The following is a 22,973-nucleotide window of genomic DNA, read 5'->3' on the forward strand; positions in this document are numbered from 1 at the left end:
GCCGGGCGTACGAGTCGAGCAGCCCGGCCGACCGACGCGGGGCGGCCTGCCGGGCGTCACCCCTCGAGGCAGCGCGCCCTCCGGGCGTACCGGCTCAGGACCAGCGCCCGGTACGGCCCAGCAGCAGGGCGGACGCCGCCGTGCCCGCGGTGGAGGTCCGCAGGACGCTCCTGCCCAGGCGGCAGGGCCTGGCGCCCGCTTCGGCGAACGCGGCCAACTCCTCGGGGGAGACGCCCCCTTCGGGTCCCACGACGAGCACGATGTCCCCGGACGCCGGCAGCCGCGCTGTGGCGAGCGGTTCCGCGCCCTCCTCGTGCAGCACGACCGCGAGGTCCGCCTCGGCGAGCAGGCGTGCGACCTGCTTGGTCGTGGCGGCTTCGGCGACCTCGGGGAAACGGAGCCGGCGCGACTGCTTGCCCGCCTCACGGGCCGTGGAACGCCACTTGGCGAGCGACTTGGCGCCGCGGTCGCCCTTCCACTGCGTGATGCAGCGGGCGGCCCCCCACGGCACGATCACGTCCACACCGGTCTCGGTCATGGTCTCGACGGCGACCTCACCGCGGTCGCCCTTGGGCAGGGCCTGGACGACCGTGATCCGGGGCGTGGGCTCCGGCTCCTCGCGCAGCTCGGTGACGGTGACGTCGAGGCGGTCCTTGCCGTCGACGGCGGCGACGGTGCCGTAGCCGCCGGTGCCCCGGCCGTCGGTGAGGACGATCTCCTCGCCCACGCGCAGACGGCGTACGGAGACGGCGTGCCGGCCCTCGGGCCCGTCCAGGGTGACGGTGCCGGTGCGGACGCTCTCGACCAGGAAGACGGGGGCGGTCACGCGGGGTTCCGGAGTGCGAGGGCGGAGCCGGCCGCGGCCGTCTCGGCGGCGAGGACCTCGACGAGCCGGCCGGCGGGGAGGTCGCGGGCCAGGCGGTGGCCCTGGCCGGCCCAGAGGGCCATGGCCTGCGGATCGCCGGCCTTGGCGGCGGCCTTGCGCAGCCCGGAGGTGAGGTGGTGCACCTCGGGGTAGGCGGCGGGGGCGTACGGCCCGTGCTCGCTCATGAAGCGGTTGACGAGGCCGCGGGCGGGACGGCCCGAGAACGCCCGCGTCAGCTCGGTCCTGTTGAACAGCGGACTGGTCATGGCCTGCTTGTGCAGCACGTGCGCGCCGGACTCCGGGCAGACGAGGAAGGCGGTGCCGAGCTGGGCGGCGTCGGCCCCGGCGGCCAGGACGGCGGCGACCTGGCCGCCGCGCATGATGCCGCCGGCCGCGACCATCGGCAGGGGTACGGTCTCGCGGATCAGCGCGATCAGCGCGAGGAGGCCGGTGCCGCCGCCGTCGTGGGCGGGGTCGTCGCGGTGCGTGCCCTGGTGGCCGCCGGCCTCGACGCCCTGCACGCAGAGGGCGTCGGCGCCCGCGTTCTGGGCGGCCAGCGCCTCCTCGGGCGTGGTGACGGTGACGACCGTGAGCGTCCCGGCGCGCTTCAGCTGGGTGACGGCGGCGGGGGTGGGGCAGCCGAAGGTGAAGGACACCAGCGGGACGGGGTCGTCCCGGAGGATGGCCAGCTTGGCCTCGTATCCGTCGTCCCGGCCGGAGTCGGGGTCCCCGAGCGGCGTGTCGTACCAGTCGGCCTCGCCGGCGAGCTGGTGCCGGTAGACGTCGACCGCCGCGGCGTCGGCGTAGGCGGGCTGCGGCATGAAGAGGTTCACGCCGAAGGGGCGCCCGGTGAGACCGCGGAGCTGTTTGATCTCCTGGTACATCCCGTCCGCGGTCTTGTACCCGGCGGCGAGGAACCCGAGCCCGCCGGCCTCGGACACGGCCGCGGCGAGTTCCGGACAGGAAGCGCCACCCGCCATGGGGGCCTGCACGATCGGGTAACGGCAGAGATCGGTCAGCGCGGAGGACATGCCCGCATGGTGCCACGTCCGGCCCCCACGTCCGAATCCCGGCCTCCGGCCCTCCTCAGGTTCCCCCCGGCGCGCCCGCGGCAGGCCGTGAGGAGGCGCGAGCGGGGCCCGGCCCGTCGGGCCACGGCCCCGCCCCGGTCGGGGTCGGCCTCACACCACCCGGTTCCCCGGGCGGGACACTGCCGACCGGGGGACGGTGCGCCGTGCGCCCCGCTCACCTGCCGTTGAACGCGTCCTTGAGACGGGAGAACAGCCCCTGCTGCCCCGGCTGGAACTGGCCCGTCGGCCGCTCCTCGCCGCGCAGCTTCGCCAGCTCGCGCAGCAGGCGCTCCTGCTCCGGGTCGAGCTTCGAGGGGGTCTGCACCTCGACGTGGACGATCAGGTCGCCGCGTCCTCCGCCACGCAGGTGGGTGACACCGCGGCCGTGCAGCGGGATCGACTGGCCGGACTGGGTGCCCGGGCGGATGTCGACCTCCTCCATGCCGTCGAGCGTCTCCAGCGGCACCTTCGTGCCGAGCGCGCCCGCGGTCATGGGAATCGTCACCGTGCAGTGCAGATCGTCGCCGCGGCGTTGGAACACCGGGTGGGGCAGCTCGTGGATCTCGACGTACAGATCGCCGGCCGGGCCGCCGCCCGGGCCGACCTCGCCCTCGCCGGCGAGCTGGATGCGGGTGCCGTTGTCGACACCGGCGGGGATCTTCACGGTCAGGGTGCGGCGCGACCGGACCCGGCCGTCGCCCGCGCACTCCGGGCACGGGGTCGGGACGACGGTGCCGAAGCCCTGGCACTGGGGGCACGGCCGCGAGGTCATGACCTGACCCAGGAAGGACCGGGTGACCTGCGACACCTCACCGCGGCCGCGGCACATGTCGCACGTCTGCGCCGAGGTTCCGGGCGCGGCGCCCTCGCCCGAGCAGGTCGTGCACACGACGGCCGTGTCGACCTGGATGTCCTTCGTCGTGCCGAAGGCCGCCTCGTTGAGTTCGACCTCCAGCCTGATCATCGCGTCCTGGCCGCGACGCGTCCGCGACCGCGGCCCGCGCTGGGACGCGGTCCCGAAGAACGCGTCCATGATGTCGGAGAAGTTGCCGAAGCCACCGGCGCCGAAGCCGCCCGCGCCACCGCCGCCGGCGGCGGACAGCGGGTCCCCGCCGAGGTCGTAGACCTGCTTCTTCTGCGGGTCCGACAGCACCTCGTACGCGGCGTTGATCTCCTTGAAGCGCTCCTGCGTCTTCGGGTCCGGATTCACGTCCGGGTGGAGCTCCCGCGCGAGCCGCCGGAAGGCCTTCTTGATCTCGTCCTGCGATGCGTCGCGGCGTACGCCCAGTACGGCGTAGTAGTCCGTGGCCACTTACGACTCCGCCAGGATCTGTCCGACGTAACGTGCCACTGCGCGTACCGCTCCCATCGTTCCGGGGTAGTCCATGCGGGTCGGTCCGACCACGCCGAGTTTGGCGACTGCCTCGTCGCCCGAACCGTAGCCGACCGCGACGACGGATGTGGAAGTGAGTCCCTCATGGAGGTTCTCGTGCCCGATCCGTACGGTCATGCCCGAGTCCTTGGCCTCACCGAGCAGCTTCAGCAGCACGACCTGCTCCTCCAGCGCCTCCAGCACGGGCCGGATGGTGAGGGGGAAGTCGTGCGCGAAACGCGTCAGATTGGCGGTGCCGCCGATCATCAGCCGTTCCTCGGTGTCCTCGACCAGTGTCTCGAGGAGGGTCGAGAGCACCGTCGAGACCGTGGCGCGGTCCTCCAGGTCGAAGGACTCCGGGAGATCCTGCACCAGTTGCGGCACGTCCGTGAACCGCCGTCCGACGACACGGCTGTTGAGCCGGGCCCGCAGATCTGCGAGCGAGGTGTCGGAGAACGGCGCGGGGCAGTCGACGTGCCGCTGCTCGACCCGCCCCGTGTCCGTGATCAGCACCAGCATCAGCCGTGCCGGGGCGAGCGCCAGCAGCTCCACGTGCCGCACGGTGGAGCGGGTCAGCGACGGGTACTGCACGACGGCGACCTGCCGGGTCAGCTGCGCCAGCAGCCGCACCGTACGGGCGACGACGTCGTCGAGGTCGACGGCGCCCTCGAGGAAGTTCTGGATCGCCCGGCGCTCGGGCGACGACAGCGGCTTGACCCCCGCGAGCCTGTCCACGAACAGGCGGTAGCCCTTGTCCGTGGGGATGCGGCCGGCACTGGTGTGGGGCTGGGCGATGTAGCCCTCCTCCTCCAGCACGGCCATGTCGTTGCGCACCGTCGCCGGCGAGACACCGAGCCGGTGCCGCTCGGTGAGCGCCTTGGAACCCACGGGCTCCTCGGTGCCCACGTAGTCCTGGACGATGGCGCGCAGCACCTCGAGTCTGCGTTCGCTGAGCATGGCGCACACCTCCAGCTGTGGTTCTTCGGCGGTCCTTCGGCCCTGTCTGGCACTCGGCCTCGCTGAGTGCCAGTTTTCCCCGGCCCAGTGTACGGCCGGGAGGTACGTCCCTAGCAAGGGCGGCCGGACACCCTACCCCGTCGCGACGAGCCATGACGCCGCTGGTCGCTCCGGGATAGCGTCGCCGTATGGACGTCCGTTGGGAAGACTTCGGCTGGGAGCGGCTCGCCGGCGGCGTCGGGCGGCGCCGCCTGCCCGTCTGGGACGCCACGGTGGGCCTGGTGGCCGGTGGGAGCGCGGTGCTCCTGTACGACACGGGCTCGACGCTCCGCGAGGGGGAGGAGCTCAGGACCCAGGCCGAGTCCCTCCTCGGCGGTCGGCGTGTGACGCATATCGCGCTCAGCCATCCCCATTTCGACCATGTCCTGGGGACGGCGGCGTTCCCGGGGGCCGAGGTGTACGGGGCGGTGGGCGTCGACAGCCTCCTGCTGCGGGACCGGGCCGTGCTGCGCGACGACGCGATCCGCCACGGAGTGCCGCCGGAGGACGCGGCGCGGGCCGCCGACGCCCTGGTCGTCCCTCGGCACGTCGTCTCGGGCGAGTGGACGCTCGACCTCGGCGGCCGCCAGGTGATGCTGGCGAACGTCGGCCCGGGTCACAGCCGTCACGACCTGGTGCTGCTGGTTCCCGGTGACCGCGAGATCGTCTTCTGCGGCGACCTGGTGGAGGAGTCGGGCGACCCGCAGGCCGGTCCGGACGCCCTCCCGTCCCGCTGGCCGGCGGCGCTGGACCGGCTGCTCGCCCTGGGCGGGGAGGACGCGGTGTACGTACCGGGGCACGGGGCGGCGGTGGACGCCGCTTTCGTACGCGCCCAACGCGATGAACTGGCCCGGCGGTTCGGGGTGTCGTAGCGTCTGACGGATGCGCAGCTACAGCCCCGATCTGACGCCCCCGTGGAAGCGGTCCGCTCCCGTGCCGGAGGTTCCCGCCGAGCCCGACCTGGTGGTCGAGGAGGTCTCCACGGGCTTCTGCGGTGCGGTGATCCGGTGCGAGGCGGGGACGGTGACGCTGGAGGACCGCTTCGGCAAGCACCGGGTCTTCCCGCTGGAGCCGCGGGGCTTCCTGCTGGAGGGCAGGCCGGTGACGCTCGTCCGGCCGTCGTCCGGGGCGCCGGCGCGGCCCACCCGCACGGCCTCCGGGTCGGTCGCGGTGCCGGGCGCCCGCGCCCGGGTCGCCCGCGCGGGCCGCATCTATGTGGAGGGGCGGCACGACGCGGAACTGGTGGAGAAGGTCTGGGGCGACGACCTGCGCATCGAGGGCGTGGTCGTCGAGTACCTGGAGGGCGTCGACGACCTGCCCGCCGTCGTCGCCGAGTTCGCCCCGGCCGCCGATGCGCGGCTGGGCGTCCTCGTGGACCATCTGGTGCCGGGTTCCAAGGAGTCCCGCATCGCGGAGTCGGTGACGGACCCGCACGTCCTGGTGGTCGGTCACCCCTACATCGACGTGTGGGAGGCCGTGAAACCGTCCTCGCTGGGCATCCCCGCCTGGCCGTCGGTGCCGCGGGGGCAGGACTGGAAGACGGGCGTCTGCCGGGCGCTCGGCTGGCCGCCGAACACGGGGGCGGCCTGGCAGCACATCCTGTCCCGGGTGAACACCTACAAGGACCTGGAACCGGCGCTGCTGGGGCGGGTCGAGGAACTGATCGACTTCGTGACGGCCTGAGCCCGGCGCGGCCCGAACACCGCGGGGCAGCCGAGAGGCAGTGCACGCGCGGCGAGCACGGGCCGGACACGCGCGGCGCCGGCAGGTGCTGGACCTCGCGACGGTGCCCGCCCGCGTCCGGACCTCGCGGCATGCGCAGGGCCCGAGCATCGCGGCACAGGCCGCCCCAGGGCCCGCCCCAGGGCCAGGACCGGGGCCCGGACCGGGGCCCGCCCGCGCCCGAACCCGCAGCACGCCCAGGACCTCGCGGCGCGCAGGGCCTGACACTCGCCGCCCGCGCCCGAACCCGCAGCACGCCCAGGACCTCAAACGGCGCGCAGGGCCCGACACTCGCCGCCCGCGCCCGAACCCGCAGCACGCCCAGGACCTCAAACGGCGCGCAGGGCCCGACACTCGCCGCCCGCGCCCGAACCCGCAGCACGCCCAGGACCTCAAACGGCGCGCAGGGCCCGACACTCGCCGCCCGCGCCCGAACCCGCAGCACGCCCAGGACCTCAAACGGCGCGCAGGGCCCGAACCACGCAGCACGCACCGCCGGACCAGGGCCCGGACCGGGGTCCGCCCGCGCCTGAACCTCGCCGCATGCGCAGGGGAGGGCTCGGACCGGGGCCTGCCCGGGCCGGAGGCCTCGCGGCATCCGCACGGCCCGAACCACGCGGCACACGCCACCGGGCCAGGGCGCCGCCCCAGACCGGCCCGGGCCCGAACCACGCAGCACGCGCAGGACCTCGCGGCGCGCACGGCCTCACGGCGCGCAGGGCCTGACACTCGCCGCCCGCGCACGGCCGAACCACGCAGCACGCACCGCCGGGCCAAGGCCCGGACCGGGGTCCGCCCGCGCCTGAACCTCGCCGCACGCGCAGGGCCTCGGCTCGCGGCATGCGCCGGCCCGAGCCTGGCCGTGAGCCGCCCCTGAGGCGCCCGGACGGGCCCCTCGCCCCCTCCGCCGGGCAGGCAGGAGGCCGTGCCGGGCAAGTGGCCCCGTCAGTCCACCAGGTCCCGGACCACCGCGTCCGCCAGCAGCCGGCCCCGCAGCGTGAGCACCGCCCGGCCCGCCTCGTACGGCCCGGGCTCCAGCAGGCCGCTCTCCAGGGCCCGGCGGGACGCGGCGAGGCCCGCCGGCCGGAGCAGGTCCAGCGGGCAGCCCTCGCGCAGCCGCAGTTCCAGCAGCACCCGCTCCACCCGCCGGTCCTCGTCCGGCAGGACCTCGCGCCCGGCGCCCGGCGAACGGCCCTCCGCCAGCGCCGCCGCGTACGCGCCGGGGTGCTTCACGTTCCACCACCGCACCCCGCCGACGTGGCTGTGGGCGCCCGGCCCGGCGCCCCACCAGTCCGCGCCGCGCCAGTACAGCTCGTTGTGCAGGCAGCGCCCGGCCTCCGAACCTGCCCAGTTGGAGACCTCGTACCAGTCGAAGCCCGCCGCGGCCAGCACCTCGTCCGCGATCAGATACCGGTCCGCGTGCACGTCGTCGTCCGTCATCGGCACCTCGCCGCGCCGTATCCGGCGGGCCAGCTGCGTGCCCTCCTCCACGATCAGGGCGTACGCGCTCACATGGTCGGGGCCGGCGCCGATCGCCGCGTCGAGCGAGGCGCGCCAGTCGTCGTCGCTCTCCCCCGGGGTGCCGTAGATGAGGTCGAGGTTCACATGCTCGAAGCCCGCGGCCCGGGCCTCCGCGACACACGCCTCGGGCCGCCCCGGCGTGTGGGTGCGGTCGAGCACCTTCAGCACGTGCCGCCGGGCGCTCTGCATGCCGAAGGACACCCGGTTGAAGCCGCCGGCCCGCAGTTCCGACAGGTAGTCCGGGTCCACGGACTCCGGGTTCGCCTCCGTGGTGATCTCCGCGTCCTCGGCCAGGCCGAACTCCTCGCGTACGGCGCCCAGCATCCGGACGAGGTCGGCGGCGGGGAGCAGTGTGGGCGTGCCGCCACCCACGAAGACGGTCCTGACCGGCCTCGGGTCGTCGCCGAGGACCTTGCGGGCGAGGCGGATCTCCTCGACGAGCGTGTCCGCGTAGTTGTCGCGGGAGGCCAGCACGCCGCCGGTGCCGCGCAGCTCGCTCGCCGTGTACGTGTTGAAGTCGCAGTAGCCGCAGCGCGTGGCGCAGTACGGGACGTGCAGATAGAACCCGAGGGGCCGGTCGCCCGCGCCCGTGAGGGCGTGCGGGGGCAGCGCCCCGTCGACGGGCATGGGCTCACCATCAGGCAGTGCGGAAGGCATGCATCCCATTGTCCGGTACGCGCGGGGTGTCCCGGCCACGGCCGGGCACCCCGCGCGTACCGCCCCGCGCGACCGGCCCGTCGGGCCGGTCAGCGGGCCTGGAGCACGAGCAGGGCGAGGTCGTCGTCGGGCGGGGCCTCCGCGAACGTGTGCACCGCCTGGCGTATGCGGTTCGCCACACCCTCGGCGGTGAGGTCGGTACAGCCGGCGAGTGCCTGGGCGAGTCCGTCGGAGTCGTCGAACATCCGCTGCCCGGACCGTCGCTCCGTGACCCCGTCGGTGACGCACAGCAGGGTGTCGCCGGGGGTGAGCTCGAAGGTCTGGCTCTCGTACGCGACGTCCTCGACCACGCCGAGGAGCAGTTGGGAGGCGGCGGCGGGGCGGACGGTCCCGTCGGGGCGCAGGAGCAGGGGCAGCGGATGGCCGGCGCAGGCGAGGGTGCAGCGGACGCCGCCCTCCGGCAGCGGTGTCAGCTCGCCGTAGAGCAGGGAGAGGAACCGGGACTGAGGCCCCTCGTGGGCGGCGCCGGAGCCCGCGCCCGCGCTGCCGGCGACGGCGGGGCCGGCCGCCATCAGCGCCGCCGCCTCGGCCGCTTCCAGCGCGTCGTCGAGGAGCAGGCCGTTCAGCCGGTCGAGGACACCGGCGACCTGGTAGCCCTCGCGGGCGAGCAGCCGCAGCCAGGGCCGGGCGAGGCCGGTCACGACGGCGGCCTCGGGCCCGCTGCCCTGGACGTCGCCGAGCATGAAGCACCAGCGGCCGCCGCTGCCCGCCGGGAAGATGTCGTAGAAGTCGCCACCCGCGAGCCCCTCGTCGCTCGGCTCGTACACCAGGGAGCTGTCGACACCGGGGATGCGGGCGACCTGGGCGGGCAGGAGGCCGCGCTGCAGGACCCGGCTGATCGTGGCCTGCCGGGTGTACTGGCGGGCGGCGCCGATGGCGAGGCCGACGCGGCGGGCGAAGTCCTCGAGCAGGGCGATCGCCTCGTCGGGGACTCCGGGCGGCGCCTCCCGGCCGAGCAGCAGGGTGCCGAGCGGTCGTGCGCCGACGGTGAGCCGGAACGCGACCGCGCTGCCCGCGCCCGTGGGCGGCCAGGCGACCCGGACCGGCACGGCCGTGCCGCGCGGCTCGTCCGGTAACCGGGGCGGGTCCCCGGCCAGAGCCTCCCGCAGGCCCTCGATGGCGGACTCGTCCGCGTGCCAGACCCGGGCCGGCCGGGGCGCCGGGCCCGTCTCGCCGTCCAGCCAGACCGCGCACCAGTCGGCGAGCCTGGGCACCAGCAGCTGTCCGGCGAGGGCGGCGACCATGTCCTCGTCGAGCTGCCCGGCGAGCAGGTCGGACGCCTCGGCGAGGAAGGAGAGCGCGCCGCGGCCGACCCATGCGCGGTCGTCACGGACGCTCCTGCGCGGCGAGGGGGCCAGGATCTCCGCGGCCCGCACCCCACGCTGCCCGGCGGCCTCGCCGCCCCCGGCCGGGGCGCCTCCGGCCGGGGCGCCTCCGTCGAACCCGTCGAGCGGCAGGCGCGCCCAGACCGTCTTGAGACCCGGCCGGTAGGTGATCCCCCAGGACGCGGCGAGGGTGGCGACGAGATGGAGTCCGCGCCCGTACTCCGGTTCCCCCGGGGCCGTGCCGTCCGGCTCGGGGCCGTCGCTGCGCACCGCCCGCGACGGATGGTGGTCGGAGACCTCGATCACCAGGGAGGCGGGGTCGTCGCCGGTGGCCGGGTCGAGCCGGGCGAGGACCTCGACGCCGGTGCCCGCGTGGACGACGGCGTTGGTGACGAGTTCGCTGACGACCAGCACGGCGTCGTCGGCGAGCCGGTCCGTGCCCCGCGTGGTGACCGTCCCGAGCCGCGTCCAGTCGGCGAGTGCGGTCCGCGCGAAGCGGCGGGCGGCGGACGCGGCGAGCGGGTTCCCCGGGAGGCTGGTACGGGCGACCGAGCGTGCGTCGCCACGCTGAGAGAGCAGGTGCACCGAACGGTGAGTGGTCTCCTGCTGCATCGGAACGGACCCCACGCGGCGACTCCTGTCCGGTCTGTGTGGCTGCCGGGTCTGTGCGCTCTGTTTCCCTGCCGTATTGCCCACGGGGCAACGACGACACGGACAGAGTGACAGACCGAGCGCGTCCATAAGCACGGAGTCATCGAAGTGGGGCTGTTCGAGGGAGCCGGGCGCGGCCGGGGGTGCGGGCGGCGGCGGGCCGGTGGGGCCGGGAGAACGACTCGGCGGCGGGCCGGTGGGGCCGGGAGAACGGCTCGGCGGCCCGTCGCGGCACAGGGCCGGGCGACGGGCCGCCGAGCGGTGGTGTCACGCCTCGCGGGCGCCCTCGTACATGCCCTCGATGAGGTCCTTGTACTCGCGCTCGACGACCGGGCGCTTCAGCTTCAGGCTCGGCGTCAGTTCGCCGTGCTCGATGTCCAGGTCGCGCGGCAGCAGACGGAACTTCTTGATGGTCTGCCAGCGCTGGAGCGTCTCGTTGAGCCGCTGGACGTAGCCGTCGACGAGCCGCTCCGTCTGCGGGGCGGCGACGACCTCGGCGTACGACTTGCCCTCCAGGCCGTTCTCCTTGGCCCAGCCGAGGATGGCGGCCTCGTCGAGCGCGATGAGCGCGGTGCAGTAGTTGCGGTCGGCGCCGTGCACCAGGATGTTCGAAACGAACGGGCACACCGCCTTGAACTGGCCCTCGACCTCGGCCGGCGCGATGTACTTGCCGCCGGAGGTCTTGATCAGGTCCTTCTTGCGGTCCGTGATCTTGAGGTAGCCGTCGGGGGAGAGCTCGCCGATGTCGCCGGTGTGGAACCAGCCGTCGGACTCCAGGACCTCGGCCGTCTTCTCGGGCAGCCCGTGGTAGCCCTCCATGATGCCGGGGCCGCGCAGCAGGATCTCGCCGTCGTCCGCGATGCGCACCTCGCAGCCGGGCAGCGGCTTGCCGACGGTGCCGGTGCGGTACGCCTCGCCGGGGTTCACGAAGGAGGCGGCGCTGGACTCGGTGAGGCCGTAGCCCTCGAGGATGTGGATGCCGGCGCCGGCGAAGAAGAAGCCGATCTCGGGCGAGAGGGCGGCGGAGCCGGAGACGGCGGCACGCAGCCGGCCGCCGAAGGCCTCGCGGAGCTTGGAGTAGACGAGCGCGTCGGCGACCTTGTGCTTCGCGGTCAGACCGAAGGACACCGAGGCGTTGCCGGTGCGGCGGTAGTTGTCCTGGGACTCCTTGGCGTAGGCGCGCGCGACGCCGGCGGCCCACTGGAAGATCTTGTACTTGGCGCCGCCGCCGGCCCGCGCCTTGGCGGCCACACCGTTGTAGACCTTCTCGAAGATGCGGGGCACGGCCGCCATGTACGTCGGCTGGACCACCGGAAGGTTCTCGATGATCTTGTCGACCCTGCCGTCGACGGCCGTGACGTGCCCGACCTCGATCTGGCCGGAGGTCAGCACCTTGCCGAAGACGTGGGCGAGCGGCAGCCACAGGTACTGGACGTCGTCCTTGGTGACCAGGCCCGTCGAGGCGATCGCCTTGGCCATGTACGACCAGTTGTCGTGCGGCAGCCGGACGCCCTTGGGGCGGCCCGTGGTGCCCGAGGTGTAGATGAGGGTGGCGAGCTGGTCGGAGGTGATCGCCTCGACCCGCTCCTTGACGGCGGCCGGGTTCTTGGCGAGGTACTCGGCCCCGCGCGCCTCCAGGGCGGCGAGCGAGAGCACCCAGCCGTCGGGGTCGCCCTCGGCCGGCTGGGCGCCCGCCTCGTCGATCACGATCACGTGCTTCAGGTGCGGCAGCTCGGCGCGCCGCTCACGGGCCTTGGCCAGCTGGGCGGCGTCCTCGGCGATCAGCACCCGGCTCTCGGAGTCGGCGAGGATGTACGCGGACTCCTCGGCGTTCGTCTGCGGGTACACCGTCGTCGTGGCGGCGCCCGCGCAGAGGATGCCGAGGTCCGCGAGGATCCACTCGACCCGGGTGGCGGAGGCGAGGGCCACCCGCTCCTCGGCACGCACGCCCAGTTCGACCAGTCCGGCCGCGATGGCGTAGACCCGCTCGGCGGCCTCCTGCCAGCTCAGCGACTTCCAGTCGTCGGGCCCCTGCCCGGAGGAGGCGGGAACCGGGTAGCGATAGGCCTCCGCGTCGGGAGTCGCCGCCACGCGCTGGACGAAGAGCGTCGCCACGGAGGGCGGTCGGTTCTCGATCAGATTCTGTGTGTCGCTCACGACATCCTCCGGGCCTGCTGCGGCATTGCTGCATGACGGGCTGATTGCCCGACTGGTCACAGTTGTTTAACTCGCGAGTAACCATCGGGGCCTGATCAGGGTAGAGCGCCGCGCTGCGCCACGTAAGGGGCTGCGGGCTGCCGCTTGATAACGAACAGGCCCGTGCACCGGGGGTGCACGGGCCTGTGGGGCGCAGCGGACGGTCGGGGCCGACTGGTGCTTTCGCGTTACGCCACCACTCCGCCGACGGGTGCTCTCGCGTTACTCCCCCGCTACTTCTTCGCCTTGCCGCCGGCGGAGTCGTCACTGGACAGCACGGCGATGAACGCCTCCTGGGGCACCTCGACCGAGCCGACCATCTTCATCCGCTTCTTGCCTTCCTTCTGCTTCTCCAGCAGCTTCCGCTTACGGGAGATGTCACCGCCGTAGCACTTGGCCAGGACGTCCTTGCGGATGGCCCGGATCGTCTCGCGGGCGATGACCCGGGAGCCGATCGCCGCCTGGACCGGCACCTCGAAGGCCTGCCGCGGGATGAGCTCCTTGAGCTTGGCGACGAGCCGCACGCCGTAGGCGTAGGCCTGGTCCCGGTGGGTGATCGCGGAGAAGGCGTCGACCTTGTCGCCGTGCAGCAGGATGTCGACCTTCACCAGCTGGGCGCCCTGCTCGCCGGTGGGCTCGTAGTCCAGCGAGGCGTAGCCGCGGGTCTTGGACTTCAGCTGGTCGAAGAAGTCGAAGACGATCTCGGCGAGGGGCAGGGTGTAGCGGATCTCGACCCGGTCCTCGGAGAGGTAGTCCATGCCGAGCATCACGCCGCGCCGGTTCTGGCAGAGCTCCATGATCGAGCCGATGAACTCGCTCGGCGCCAGGATCGTCGCACGCACGACCGGCTCGTAGACCTCGGAGATCTTGCCCTCGGGGAACTCGCTCGGGTTGGTGACGGTGTGCTCGGTGCCGTCCTCCATGACCACCCGGTAGACCACGTTCGGCGCGGTCGCGATCAGGTCCAGACCGAACTCGCGCTCCAGGCGCTCGCGGATCACGTCGAGGTGGAGCAGCCCGAGGAAGCCGACGCGGAAGCCGAAGCCCAGGGCGGCGCTCGTCTCCGGCTCGTAGACCAGCGCCGCGTCGTTGAGCTGGAGCTTGTCGAGGGCGTCGCGCAGCTCGGGGTAGTCCGAGCCGTCGAGCGGGTACAGGCCCGAGAACACCATCGGCTTCGGGTCCTTGTAACCGCCGAGCGCCTCGGTGGCGCCCTTGTGCAGGGTCGTGATGGTGTCACCGACCTTGGACTGGCGGACGTCCTTCACACCCGTGATGAGATAGCCGACCTCGCCGACGCCGAGTCCGTCCGCCGGGAGCATCTCCGGGGAGTTGGTGCCGATCTCCAGCAGCTCGTGGGTGGCACCGGTGGACATCATCCGGATGCGCTCGCGCTTGTTGAGCTGGCCGTCGATGACTCGTACGTACGTGACGACGCCGCGGTAGGAGTCGTACACCGAGTCGAAGATCATCGCGCGGGCGGGGGCGTCCTTGACGCCGACCGGGGCCGGCACGTCCTGGACCACCCGGTCCAGCAGCGCCTCCACGCCCATGCCCGTCTTGGCCGAGACCTTGAGGACGTCCGAGGGGTCGCAGCCGATGAGGTTGGCGAGCTCCTCGGAGAACTTCTCGGGCTGCGCGGCCGGCAGGTCGATCTTGTTGAGCACCGGGACGATGGTGAGGTCGTTCTCCATCGCCAGGTAGAGGTTGGCGAGGGTCTGCGCCTCGATGCCCTGGGCCGCGTCCACCAGCAGGACCGTGCCCTCGCACGCGGCGAGCGAGCGGGACACCTCGTAGGTGAAGTCGACGTGGCCCGGGGTGTCGATCATGTTGAGGATGTGGGTCCGGCCCTGCCCCTCGCCCGTGGTGGGCGCCCAGGGCAGACGAACGGCCTGGGACTTGATCGTGATGCCGCGCTCACGCTCGATGTCCATGCGGTCGAGGTACTGGGCGCGCATCTGCCGCTGCTCGACCACGCCGGTCAGCTGGAGCATCCGGTCGGCAAGCGTGGACTTGCCGTGGTCGATGTGCGCGATGATGCAGAAGTTGCGGATCAGCGCCGGGTCGGTACGGCTCGGCTCGGGCACATTGGTAGGGGTCGCGGGCACGCAGGGTCCTGATTCTTGAGCGCCGAGCGCTCGTCTCGGGTCGATGTCGGATCGATACGCAGCCTCCATGGTCCCATGGCTGCGGGGCTGTGCTCGGTTTGGGCCGGTCGGAGAGGCGCTGGTAGTCTGGCCAGCTGTGTCTCGTGTGTCCTCTCCGGAGGCACCTCCCGTGCCCGGAAGGTCATGTGCCCGGAAGGTCATGCACTCGCAAGAGTCGTGTCCTCGGAAGGGCCGTCCCTGAAGGTCATGGGTGCGGGACACGCCTTCCAAGATCATCAATCCTGAAAAGGCTCTTTCGTGGCGAACATCAAGTCCCAGATCAAGCGGAACAAGACGAACGAGAAGGCGCGCCTGCGCAACAAGGCCGTCAAGTCCTCGCTCAAGACCGCGATCCGCAAGGCCCGCGAGGCTGTCGCCGCGGGTGACGTCGAGAAGGCCACCGTGGCCGCTCGCGAGGCGACCCGCAAGCTCGACAAGGCCGTCTCGAAGGGCGTCATCCACAAGAACGCCGCCGCCAACAAGAAGTCGGCGCTGGCGTCCAAGGTTGCCTCCCTCCAGGGCTGAGCTCCCGCCCCGGGGGTGACCCCGGGACCTCCGGCAGCGACCCCCTCGGGGTGACCCGCCGGACGACTTGATCGCCGGACCGGACCAGACGGGCCCTCTCTCATCCGTCCCCGGACCCCGGCACCCGGATTCGCACGCGGCCTGCGTTCGCCACGCGGGTGCGAGTCCACCGACTTCCCGGCCTCGGCCGGACCCGAAGACCCCGCCTCCCCGTTCTTCCCCGGTTCGGGAAGGCGGGGTTTTCGGGTTGTGCGGCGGCGGGCGGGGCTGTCGTCGGTCGATCCGCGGCGCTCAGAGGCCCCGGTCGGGATCGGGATCGCGCCGGGACGCCGTCGGTGAGGTGGATGCCGCGGGTGCTGTCGGCGTTGCCGTTGTTGCCGCCGACGCGGGCGTTGCCGCCGCCGGTGCTGCCGTTGCTGCAGACGTTGCCGCCGCTGCCGGATCCGTGCGGGCACTCAGGCCCGCCAGGTAGTCGTCCAGGAGCTCGACCTGCCGCTGCGGGGGGAACCCCGCCGGGTCGAACAGGGCCTGGACCACCAGTCCGAGAACGAAGGACTGGGCGCCGGCCGCGATGTGCGCGGGGCTGCCGGGTGACAGTTCCCCGAGCTCCTGAGCCGCAGCCACACGCTCGGTCAGTCTGTCGCGGCCCTGGGCGTACTTGCGGGCGTAGTCGGCGCTCAGCCCGGTGTCGGAGAGCGCGGCATCCCAGGAGCAGACCCAGATCCGGTTGCTGTCGACGGCCTCCGGGGTCAGCGGCAGGATGTCCAGCAACGCGTCCCTGAGGGCTGCCAGCCCCTCGCCCGAATGTCGGCGGGGGCGGGCGAGCGTGCGTTGTTCGAGCAGGTCCAGGGCGTACTCCACCAAGGCTTGCTTGGTGGGGAAGTAGTGCGTGAGCAGACCGGTCGTCGCGCCGAGTTCGGCGGCGACGGCGCGCAGGGTCAGACCGGCGAAGCCGCGCGAGGCCATGACCTGCCAGACCGCTGCGGAGACGTCGCGTCGGCGGCCCTCGTGATCTCCCTTGGTGCGTGGCATGCCGCCACGGTACATTCCCATAACGCTTGTTGTGTGAACAGGGAGGCCTCTGATGTTCTCAATGCCGCTGCGGGACGGTGTCCGCCTCGGTCCACTGGAGGTCTGGCATGCCGAGGAGTTCGCCGACCATCTGGACCGGGCTCGCGAACACATTCGTCCGTGGGTCGGGGCGTCCTTCGTCACGGACGACGTGGACGGGGCGCGGGCGACGCTCCAGCGGTACGCCGAACGCCAGGCGGACGACGGAGCCCGCCTGTACGGCATCCGGCGGGACGGGGTGCTGGTCGGCGGTGTGATGTTCACCGATTTCCATCCCGCTTCCGGCTCGTGCGAGATCGGTTGCTGGCTGGAGCCGTCCGCCGAGGGCCACGGCCTGGTCACTCGGGCGTGCGGCGCGTTGCTGGACTGGGCGTTCACGTCCCGGGGGCTGCACCGGGCCGAGTGGCACTGCCGGGCGGACAACGACCGCAGTTCAGCGGTGGCCGAGCGGCTCGGCATGACGCTGGAGGGTGTGCGCCGCGAGGCATGGCCGTACGAGGGCGTGCGCTACGACAAGCAACTCTGGGCCGTCCTTGCTTCCGAGTGGCGAGCCCGGGGGCACTGACCGGCGACTGCTCCCGCAGGGGGCAGATTTCCTGCCCCACCCCGCGCGTCGGATGTCTGCTTCGGCGCCCGCCTCGGGCGCGGCGCGTCCGTCCCCGCCCGCCATGTGTCGCTTGTCGCCCGACCGGCACACCGGCACATCCGGCCGTCGTCCTGCTGGTTCCGGAGCGGCTCGACCCAGGAGCGGGGTAAGCCGAGCCGAGGGGGCCGGGAGGCAAGGGAACGGGCCGCAGGGGCTGCGGCTCCGTCCGCGGCGCGGGGGCGGGGGCGAGCGAGAAGGCGAGGCTCTTGGCGCCGTCGTCGGCGGCGCAGACGGCGCAGACGGCGCAGACGGCTGCGTACGAGCACGGTACCGAGACGGCGGGCGCACGACCGCCTGCGGCGGGTCAGCGGCACAGGCGGCACAGACGGCTGCGTACGAGCACGGTACCGAGACGGCGGGCGCGCGACCGCCTGCGGCGGGTCAGCGGCGCAGCCGGGCCGCACGGGCGACCGTCACCACCGCCTTTTCCAGCGCGTACTCCGGGTCGTCGCCGCCTCCCTTCACCCCCGCATCCGCCTCGGCGACAGCGCGCAGGGCGAGCGCCACACCGTCCGGCGTCCAGCCGCGCATCTGCTGGCGGACGCGGTCGATCTTCCAGGGCGGCATGCCGAGCTCACGCGCGAGATCGGCGGGGCGGCCGCCGCGTGCCGACGAGAGCTTGCCGATCGCCCGGACACCCTGCGCCAGCGCGCTGGTGATCAGGACGGGGGCGACGCCGGTCGAGAGCGACCAGCGCAGCGCCTCCAGCGCCTCGGCCGCACGGCCTTCGACCGCGCGGTCGGCCACGGTGAAGCTGGATGCCTCCGCGCGCCCGGTGTAGTAGCGGCCGACGACCGCCTCGTCGATGGTGCCCTCGACATCCGCGACCAGCTGCGAGACCGCGCTCGCCAGCTCCCTGAGGTCGCTGCCGATGGCGTCGACGAGGGCCTGGCACGCCTCGGGGGTCGCCGAACGCCCGAGGGTGCGGAACTCGGAGCGCACGAACGTCAGTCGCTCCGCGGGCTTCGTCGTCCGGGGGCACGCCACCTCACGCGCGCCGACCTTGCGCGCCGCGTCGAGCAGACCCTTCCCCTTCGCGCCGCCCGCGTGCAGCAGGACGAGCGTGATCTCCTCGACCGGTGCGGCGAGATAGCCCTTGACGTCCTTGATCGTGTCGGCGGAGAGGTCCTGCGCGTTCCGCACGACGACGACCTTGCGCTCGGCGAACAGCGAAGGGCTCGTCAGCTCGGCGAGTGTGCCGGGCTGGAGCTGATCGGGGGTGAGATCGCGGACGTCCGTGTCGGCGTCGGCGGCTCGGGCGGCCGCAACCACCTGCTGCACGGCTCGGTCCAGCAGCAGATCCTCCTGGCCCACAGCGATCGTGACGGGGGCGAGGGGGTCGTCGTTCGTGTTCTTCCTGGTGACCATCGCGGTCCAGCATCCCACGGGCCACCGACACCACCGCCCGCCCCGCGCCCCGGCCCGCTCGACGGCGCCCCGGCCCGCTCGACGGCGCGGGAGCCTGAGCTCGGAGCCCGGGAGGGCGTTCGATGCTAGGGCTCCTCCCGCCAGCCGTCCCAGTCGGCCACGAACTCGTCAAGCTCGACGGCGCTCAGCCGGCCTTCCGGGTCCTCGATGACCACCAGCCACTGCGCGTCCTCGGCGTCGTCCTCCCCCGCCAGGGCGTCCCGCACCAACTGGGGCTCGTCGCCCGTGCCGAAGTGGTCCCCGATCGCCTCGATGACCTCTTCCGCCGCGTCGCGGTCGGGCAGGACGAGCACATGTCTCACATCACTCACCGCCATATTGTGCCGTGTCCCCCGCACGGCGCTCCCGGACCTCCGGCACCCGGTCCAGTTCCACCCCGAAGTGCTCCCGGTACGCGGCCAGGATCTCGGCGTCGTCGCCGAGTTCCCGCTCCGTGCGCTCGCCCTGCGCCGTGGTGACGAGCTTGCGTCCGGACAGGGTGATCCGGCCTTCGTCCGTGAGCCGGGAGCAGACGAGCTTCTGGGTGAAGTGGGAGGCGGGCGACGTGCGGTGGTACCAGGCACCGGCCTCGAAGTCCCCCAGAGCGCGCGGTCGCCGGTCGAGCCGGAGCTGCGGCTCGCCGTTTCGCAGCACGTCGACGTCGCCGTCCGGTGCGTCGGCGATGCGGAAGGTACCGGCCGGATCGCTCTGGTCGCCCCGCTCCTCCAGGAGGAGCGGGTAGTGGCAGTGATCACCGAATCCCACGTCGGCCAGCCACGGCCCGGTTCCGTCGGTGGTCTCCACCCGCAGGGCGAGGTGGTCGTACGGGATGCCGAGCTGCCCGTCCCCCTTGAAGACCCGGGCCTGGAACAGCGTGACTCCGAAGCCGAGACTGCGCAGCAACGCCGCGAAAGCGCCGTTGAGTTCGTAACAGAACCCGCCTCTGCGTGCCCCGACGACCTTGGCCACCAGCGGCTCGTCCTCCAGGACCACGTTCTCGCCCAGGTGGATCGCGAGGTTCTCGAAGGGCACGGACCGCAGATGCCGCTGCTGCAGCTCACGCAGGCTGTCCGAATCCGCCCGCTCGGGACGGTCGGCACCGATACGGCGGAGATAGGCGTCGACGGTCGCTGTCGGCAGGGTCTGCGATGCGGTGTCCATGAGTGCAGTCTGTGCCGAAGGCAGGCCGCCACGCCATGCGTCACGGGTCCTAGGCCGCCGGGCGGAGGCGCATCGGTCCACCGTCCGACGCGCCGTGGCCCGCCCGCTGCGTACCGTTCCACCCCCATGACGTACCCCACGCAGACCCGCGGCCGGGCGCGGTGCGCACGGACGCCCTGATCTGCCGGCCGGGGACCCGCGGGCTCGGGGTGGCCACCGCCTCGGCACCGGCATTCCCACGCTCGTGCCCCGGTTGGTTTCCTCGGGACGAGGTGCGCTGAGCGCATCCGGCGCACCACGGCGACCGCCCGCCCGACCCCGTGCGGTGAGGCCGTCGCCTCCGTCGGGCGGTGGCCAGACGCTCACGGCGCCCTCGGGGCCGCCTGGGCGCCTCGGGCCACGGCGCGCAGGTCCCCGCCGGAGCCCGTGACGGCGATCGCCCCGTCCGTGTCGGTGCGCATCACCAGCGCGCCCTGGGACCGCAGGGCCGCGACGGTCCGGGGCGACGGGTGCCCGTACGGGTTGCCCCTGCCGCAGGAGATCAGCGCCACCCTCGGCCGGGCGGCGGCGAGCAGGGCCGGGTGCTGGTACGCCGACCCGTGGTGCGCGACCTTGAGGACGTCGACGCGGGGAAGGACCGGGTGGGCCCGTATCAGCCCTTGTTGCGCGGGCGGTTCGAGATCCCCGAGGAGCAGCAGCGACACACCCGTGTCCGTACGCGCGAGGAGGGTGACGCTCGCGTCGTTCGGCTCGCCCGGCTTCGCACCGGGGCCCGGGACGGGGCCGGGTGCGGGCCACAGCACCTGCCAGGTGAGCCCTCCCGTACGCCGTCGCTCCCCTTGTCCCGGGCGGATGAGCGGTACTTTCGCGGCCAGGGCTGTCCGCCGCACGAACGCGGCCTGGTCGCGTGGTTCTTCGAGGGGCGTCGTCTGGATCGCGCCGACGGTTCTGCCCCGCAGGGCGCCGGGCAGCCCCGCCACATGGTCGGCGTGGAAATGGGTCAGCACGAGCAGCGGCACGCTCCTGACGCCCAGTTCGTGAAGGCACCGGTCGGTGAGCGACGGGTCCGGCCCGGCGTCCACGACCACGGCCGTCCCTTCGCCCGCGGCCAGCACGGTGGCGTCGCCCTGGCCGACATCGCACATGGCGAACGACCAGCCCGGCGGCGGCCAACCGGTGACGATCCTGGTCAGCGGGGGCGGCCGCAGCACGAGGAGAACGAGCAGCAGGGCGCATCCCACCGCCGGCCAGGGGCGCCGCACCAGCCTGCGCACCGTCAGCACCGTCGCGACGGTGACGGCGGCCAGCAGCAGGGCGCCCCGCCCACCGCCGGGCCACTCGACCTGCGCTCCGGGCAGGCCGGCCCCGGTGCGGGCGACCCCGGCGATCCACTCCGCCGGCCAGCCGGCGAGGCGCGCGAGCAGTTCGGCGGCCGGTGTCGAGACGGCCGCCGTGGCGAGCACCGCGAACCCCAGCACCGTGGCGGGCGCCACGGCCGGCTCGGCGAGGAGGTTGCAGGGAATCGCCACAAGGCTGATCCGCTCGGCGAACACGACCACGACAGGCGCGCACACCGCCTGCGCCGCAGCGGCCGCGGCGAGGGCTTCCGCGACACGCCCCGGCACGCCTCGCTGTCGCAGCGCCGCGCTCCAGCGCGGGGCGAGGGTGAGGAGCGAGCCGGTGGCCAGCACGGAGAGCAGGAAGCCGTAGGTACGGGCCGACCACGGGTCCCAGAGCACCAGCAGCAGCACGGCCCCCGCCAGCGCGGGAAGCAGCGATCTGCGCCGGCCGGTGCCGATGGCCAGCAGAGTGATCGCCCCGCAGGCCGCGGCGCGCAGCACGCTCGGCTCCGGCCGGCACACGACGACGAACGCCAGGGTGAGAGCGCCGCCGAGCAGCGCGGTCGCGCGGAGCGAGATGCCCAACCGGGGCGCCAGACCGCCTCGTTCCGCTCTGAGTGCGCTCCCCGGCGGGCCGACGAGCAGGAACAGGACGATGGCGAGGTTGCTCCCGGACACAGCGAGCAGGTGCGTCAGATCGGTCGCCTTGAACGCGTCGTGCAGTTCGGTCCCGACACGGGAGGTGTCGCCGACGACGAGCCCCGGAAGCAGCGCACGAGCGTCGGGCGGCAGTCCCTCGGTCGCCCGCCGCAGCCCCGCTCGCAGGTCCCCCGCCGTACGCTGCACCGCGGTCGGCGGCCCGGTGATCCGGGGCGGTCCCGTGCCCTGCGCCTTCAGCACGGCCGCGAACCGGCCTTCTCCCTCCGCCGGTGGCTCCGCCCGGGCGGTGAGGGTGAGCCGCGTCGACGGCAGCAGGGCCAGCCACGCTCCGGCTGCCGCCCCGGGCCGGACGATCACCAGGACCGGTGCCCTGGTGGCCACGGACTCCCCCTGCGGCGTGATGACCCGGCCGACCTGCGCCTCCAGCAGGACGGCGGTCTGTGCCGCCCGGCCGCCCCACACCCGCGGCCGTGTCGTGCGCGGATCGCCGGTGACGGTCAACTCGGCCCTGATCGGCCGGTACTGCCCTGCCGCCTCGGGCACCGGCCCCCTGTACAGATCCGCCCCGCGCAGCGCGCCGACGGCCGTACCGGCGGCGGTGCACAACAGCACGGCGGCCGCGGCGACCCTGTTGCCCGCGCCCCGCCGGGAACCCCGGCCGTGCGCCGCCCGGACGGCCGGGGACAGCAGGAGTACGCCCGCCACGGCGAGGCAGACCGGCACCGCCACGCCCGGCCAGGGCGGCCGTGCCGTCAGGCCGAGGGCCGCAGCGCCCCAGGCGGCCAGCGCGGGCATGACCAGACGCAGATCGGCCGCGCGCTCCTCGCGGGCTTCGGCCGGCTCCGGCGGGGTCCCGGGGAGATCCGCTGCCGTCCGGGTCATGGCCGCACCAGGGGCTGCAGATCGGCGAACCGGCGGTCGCCGATCCCCGTCACCTCGCGGAGTTCGTCGACCGAGCGGAAGCCGCCGTGCTCGGTGCGGTAGTCCACGATGTGCTGGGCGAGCACCGGGCCGACGCCCGGCAGTGTGTCGAGTTGTTCCACCGTGGCGGTGTTGAGGCTCAGTGGTCCTCCGCCGGGTGCACCGCCGCCCGTCAGCCCCTGAGGGCCCGGAGCGGGCCCACCGGGCGGCTGCGGGACGCCCACGACCACCTGCTCGCCGTCCATGAGCACCCGGGCCCGGTTGAGGCCGGTGAGGTCGGTGCCGGTCCTCACCCCGCCCGCCGCCCGCAGCGCGTCCGCGACTCGGGAGCCCGCCGGGAGACGCAGGACACCCGGGCGACGGACCTTGCCGCTCACATCGACCACGATGCGCCCGGCCGGCTCCTCGGCGGGCGGCGGGCCCGGCGAGGGGCCGGGCCGGGTCGCCTCGGGCGCAGGAGGGACGTCCCCGACCAGCTGGGGCGCGCGCACCGGCTCCGGCCGCCCGGCCCGGAAGTGCTGCGCGGCGAGGACCACGCCCAGGACCAGGACCACAGCGAGGGCGGCCAGCGTCTTCGGCTCCAGCCCGCAGCGCAGCCGCACCCACGACGGCATCCGCTCCCTCAGGACCAGCCGTGTCCGCTCACGCAGCGGCAGCCCGGCG

At 73.5% G+C, this 22,973-nt stretch carries 17 protein-coding genes and 1 pseudogene; 4 read left to right on the plus strand and 14 right to left on the minus strand.

Going from position 1 to position 22,973, the window contains the following annotated elements:
- Positions 1-94 precede the first annotated feature (94 nt).
- The 4 genes from QRN89_RS11400 to hrcA form a co-directional block, all read right to left on the minus strand.
- Positions 95-826 (minus strand): 16S rRNA (uracil(1498)-N(3))-methyltransferase, encoded by a 732-nt coding sequence (locus tag QRN89_RS11400; protein ID WP_290349243.1) that lies wholly within the window; start codon positions 824-826, stop codon positions 95-97.
- Positions 823-1,896: a nitronate monooxygenase gene (locus tag QRN89_RS11405; protein ID WP_290349244.1), complete on the minus strand. Its 1,074-nt coding sequence runs from the start codon at positions 1,894-1,896 to the stop codon at positions 823-825. The genes QRN89_RS11400 and QRN89_RS11405 overlap by 4 nt, the downstream gene beginning before the upstream one ends.
- Before the next feature lie 214 nt (positions 1,897-2,110).
- A complete protein-coding gene (gene dnaJ, locus QRN89_RS11410; protein ID WP_093656903.1) occupies positions 2,111-3,247 on the minus strand; it encodes a molecular chaperone DnaJ in 1,137 nt (378 codons plus the stop codon).
- Positions 3,248-4,264, minus strand: a complete 1,017-nt coding sequence (gene hrcA, locus QRN89_RS11415) for a heat-inducible transcriptional repressor HrcA (RefSeq protein WP_290349245.1) — start codon at positions 4,262-4,264, stop codon at positions 3,248-3,250. It lies immediately after the preceding gene.
- A 188-nt stretch (positions 4,265-4,452) separates the two neighbouring features.
- On the opposite strand from hrcA, the gene QRN89_RS11420 reads away from it, so the two are divergent.
- On the plus strand, positions 4,453-5,175 hold the full coding sequence (locus tag QRN89_RS11420; RefSeq protein ID WP_290349246.1) for an MBL fold metallo-hydrolase: 723 nt from the start codon (positions 4,453-4,455) through the stop codon (positions 5,173-5,175).
- Between the two features lie 10 nt (positions 5,176-5,185).
- The gene (locus QRN89_RS11425) at positions 5,186-5,986 is read left to right on the plus strand and encodes a DUF3097 domain-containing protein (protein ID WP_290349247.1); all 801 of its coding nucleotides are present in this window, start codon (positions 5,186-5,188) and stop codon (positions 5,984-5,986) included.
- Between the two features lie 984 nt (positions 5,987-6,970).
- Here the strand turns inward: QRN89_RS11425 and hemW are convergent.
- The 4 genes from hemW to lepA all read right to left on the minus strand — a co-directional run bounded on the left by hemW (position 6,971) and on the right by lepA (position 14,540).
- Positions 6,971-8,173: a radical SAM family heme chaperone HemW gene (gene hemW / locus QRN89_RS11430; RefSeq protein WP_390701723.1), complete on the minus strand. Its 1,203-nt coding sequence runs from the start codon at positions 8,171-8,173 to the stop codon at positions 6,971-6,973.
- Positions 8,174-8,292: 119 nt separating this feature from the next.
- Positions 8,293-10,200, minus strand: a complete 1,908-nt coding sequence (locus tag QRN89_RS11435) for a SpoIIE family protein phosphatase (protein ID WP_290353660.1) — start codon at positions 10,198-10,200, stop codon at positions 8,293-8,295.
- 306 nt (positions 10,201-10,506) lie between these two features.
- On the minus strand, positions 10,507-12,396 hold the full coding sequence (locus QRN89_RS11440) for an AMP-dependent synthetase/ligase (RefSeq protein WP_290349249.1): 1,890 nt from the start codon (positions 12,394-12,396) through the stop codon (positions 10,507-10,509).
- A 272-nt stretch (positions 12,397-12,668) separates the two neighbouring features.
- A complete protein-coding gene (gene lepA, locus QRN89_RS11445; protein ID WP_290349250.1) occupies positions 12,669-14,540 on the minus strand; it encodes a translation elongation factor 4 in 1,872 nt (623 codons plus the stop codon).
- Positions 14,541-14,837: 297 nt separating this feature from the next.
- Between lepA and rpsT the strand changes: the two genes are divergently transcribed.
- Complete coding sequence (gene rpsT, locus QRN89_RS11450) at positions 14,838-15,104, plus strand: 30S ribosomal protein S20 (RefSeq protein ID WP_093656919.1); 267 nt, start codon at positions 14,838-14,840, stop codon at positions 15,102-15,104.
- 450 nt (positions 15,105-15,554) lie between these two features.
- On the opposite strand, the pseudogene QRN89_RS11455 reads toward rpsT, so the two are convergent.
- Positions 15,555-16,157: pseudogene (locus QRN89_RS11455) on the minus strand (TetR/AcrR family transcriptional regulator); the annotation flags it as partial.
- A gap of 31 nt (positions 16,158-16,188) precedes the next feature.
- On the opposite strand from QRN89_RS11455, the gene QRN89_RS11460 reads away from it, so the two are divergent.
- Complete coding sequence (locus QRN89_RS11460; protein WP_290349251.1) at positions 16,189-16,740, plus strand: GNAT family N-acetyltransferase; 552 nt, start codon at positions 16,189-16,191, stop codon at positions 16,738-16,740.
- 462 nt (positions 16,741-17,202) lie between these two features.
- On the opposite strand, the gene holA is transcribed toward QRN89_RS11460, so the two are convergent.
- The 5 genes from holA to QRN89_RS35565 form a co-directional block, all read right to left on the minus strand.
- Positions 17,203-18,189, minus strand: a complete 987-nt coding sequence (gene holA / locus QRN89_RS11465) for a DNA polymerase III subunit delta (RefSeq protein ID WP_290349252.1) — start codon at positions 18,187-18,189, stop codon at positions 17,203-17,205.
- A 125-nt stretch (positions 18,190-18,314) separates the two neighbouring features.
- The gene (locus tag QRN89_RS11470; RefSeq protein WP_290349253.1) at positions 18,315-18,560 is read right to left on the minus strand and encodes a hypothetical protein; all 246 of its coding nucleotides are present in this window, start codon (positions 18,558-18,560) and stop codon (positions 18,315-18,317) included.
- A complete protein-coding gene (locus tag QRN89_RS11475; RefSeq protein ID WP_290349254.1) occupies positions 18,553-19,389 on the minus strand; it encodes an arylamine N-acetyltransferase family protein in 837 nt (278 codons plus the stop codon). The genes QRN89_RS11470 and QRN89_RS11475 overlap by 8 nt, the downstream gene beginning before the upstream one ends.
- A 362-nt stretch (positions 19,390-19,751) precedes the next feature.
- The gene (locus tag QRN89_RS11480) at positions 19,752-22,271 is read right to left on the minus strand and encodes a ComEC/Rec2 family competence protein (protein WP_290349255.1); all 2,520 of its coding nucleotides are present in this window, start codon (positions 22,269-22,271) and stop codon (positions 19,752-19,754) included.
- The gene (locus QRN89_RS35565) at positions 22,268-22,924 is read right to left on the minus strand and encodes a ComEA family DNA-binding protein (protein ID WP_356948619.1); all 657 of its coding nucleotides are present in this window, start codon (positions 22,922-22,924) and stop codon (positions 22,268-22,270) included. The genes QRN89_RS11480 and QRN89_RS35565 overlap by 4 nt, the downstream gene beginning before the upstream one ends.
- Positions 22,925-22,973: the final 49 nt, after the last annotated feature.

It is taken from the genome of Streptomyces sp. HUAS CB01 (assembly GCF_030406905.1).
Lineage (GTDB): Bacteria > Actinomycetota > Actinomycetes > Streptomycetales > Streptomycetaceae > Streptomyces > Streptomyces chengbuensis.

What these genes read in the sequence shown, in the direction of transcription:
- QRN89_RS11405 (WP_290349244.1), bottom strand. Translation starts at nt 1,896, where the DNA reads ATGTCCTCCGCGCTGACCGATCTCTGCCGTTACCCGATCGTGCAGGCC.
- hrcA (WP_290349245.1), bottom strand. Translation starts at nt 4,264, where the DNA reads ATGCTCAGCGAACGCAGACTCGAGGTGCTGCGCGCCATCGTCCAGGAC.
- QRN89_RS11420 (WP_290349246.1), top strand. Translation starts at nt 4,453, where the DNA reads ATGGACGTCCGTTGGGAAGACTTCGGCTGGGAGCGGCTCGCCGGCGGC.
- QRN89_RS11425 (WP_290349247.1), top strand. Translation starts at nt 5,186, where the DNA reads ATGCGCAGCTACAGCCCCGATCTGACGCCCCCGTGGAAGCGGTCCGCT.
- hemW (WP_390701723.1), bottom strand. Translation starts at nt 8,173, where the DNA reads ATGCCCGTCGACGGGGCGCTGCCCCCGCACGCCCTCACGGGCGCGGGC.
- QRN89_RS11435 (WP_290353660.1), bottom strand. Translation starts at nt 10,200, where the DNA reads ATGCAGCAGGAGACCACTCACCGTTCGGTGCACCTGCTCTCTCAGCGT.
- QRN89_RS11460 (WP_290349251.1), top strand. Translation starts at nt 16,189, where the DNA reads ATGTTCTCAATGCCGCTGCGGGACGGTGTCCGCCTCGGTCCACTGGAG.
- holA (WP_290349252.1), bottom strand. Translation starts at nt 18,189, where the DNA reads ATGGTCACCAGGAAGAACACGAACGACGACCCCCTCGCCCCCGTCACG.
- QRN89_RS11475 (WP_290349254.1), bottom strand. Translation starts at nt 19,389, where the DNA reads ATGGACACCGCATCGCAGACCCTGCCGACAGCGACCGTCGACGCCTAT.
- QRN89_RS11480 (WP_290349255.1), bottom strand. Translation starts at nt 22,271, where the DNA reads ATGACCCGGACGGCAGCGGATCTCCCCGGGACCCCGCCGGAGCCGGCC.
- QRN89_RS35565 (WP_356948619.1), bottom strand. Translation starts at nt 22,924, where the DNA reads ATGCCGTCGTGGGTGCGGCTGCGCTGCGGGCTGGAGCCGAAGACGCTG.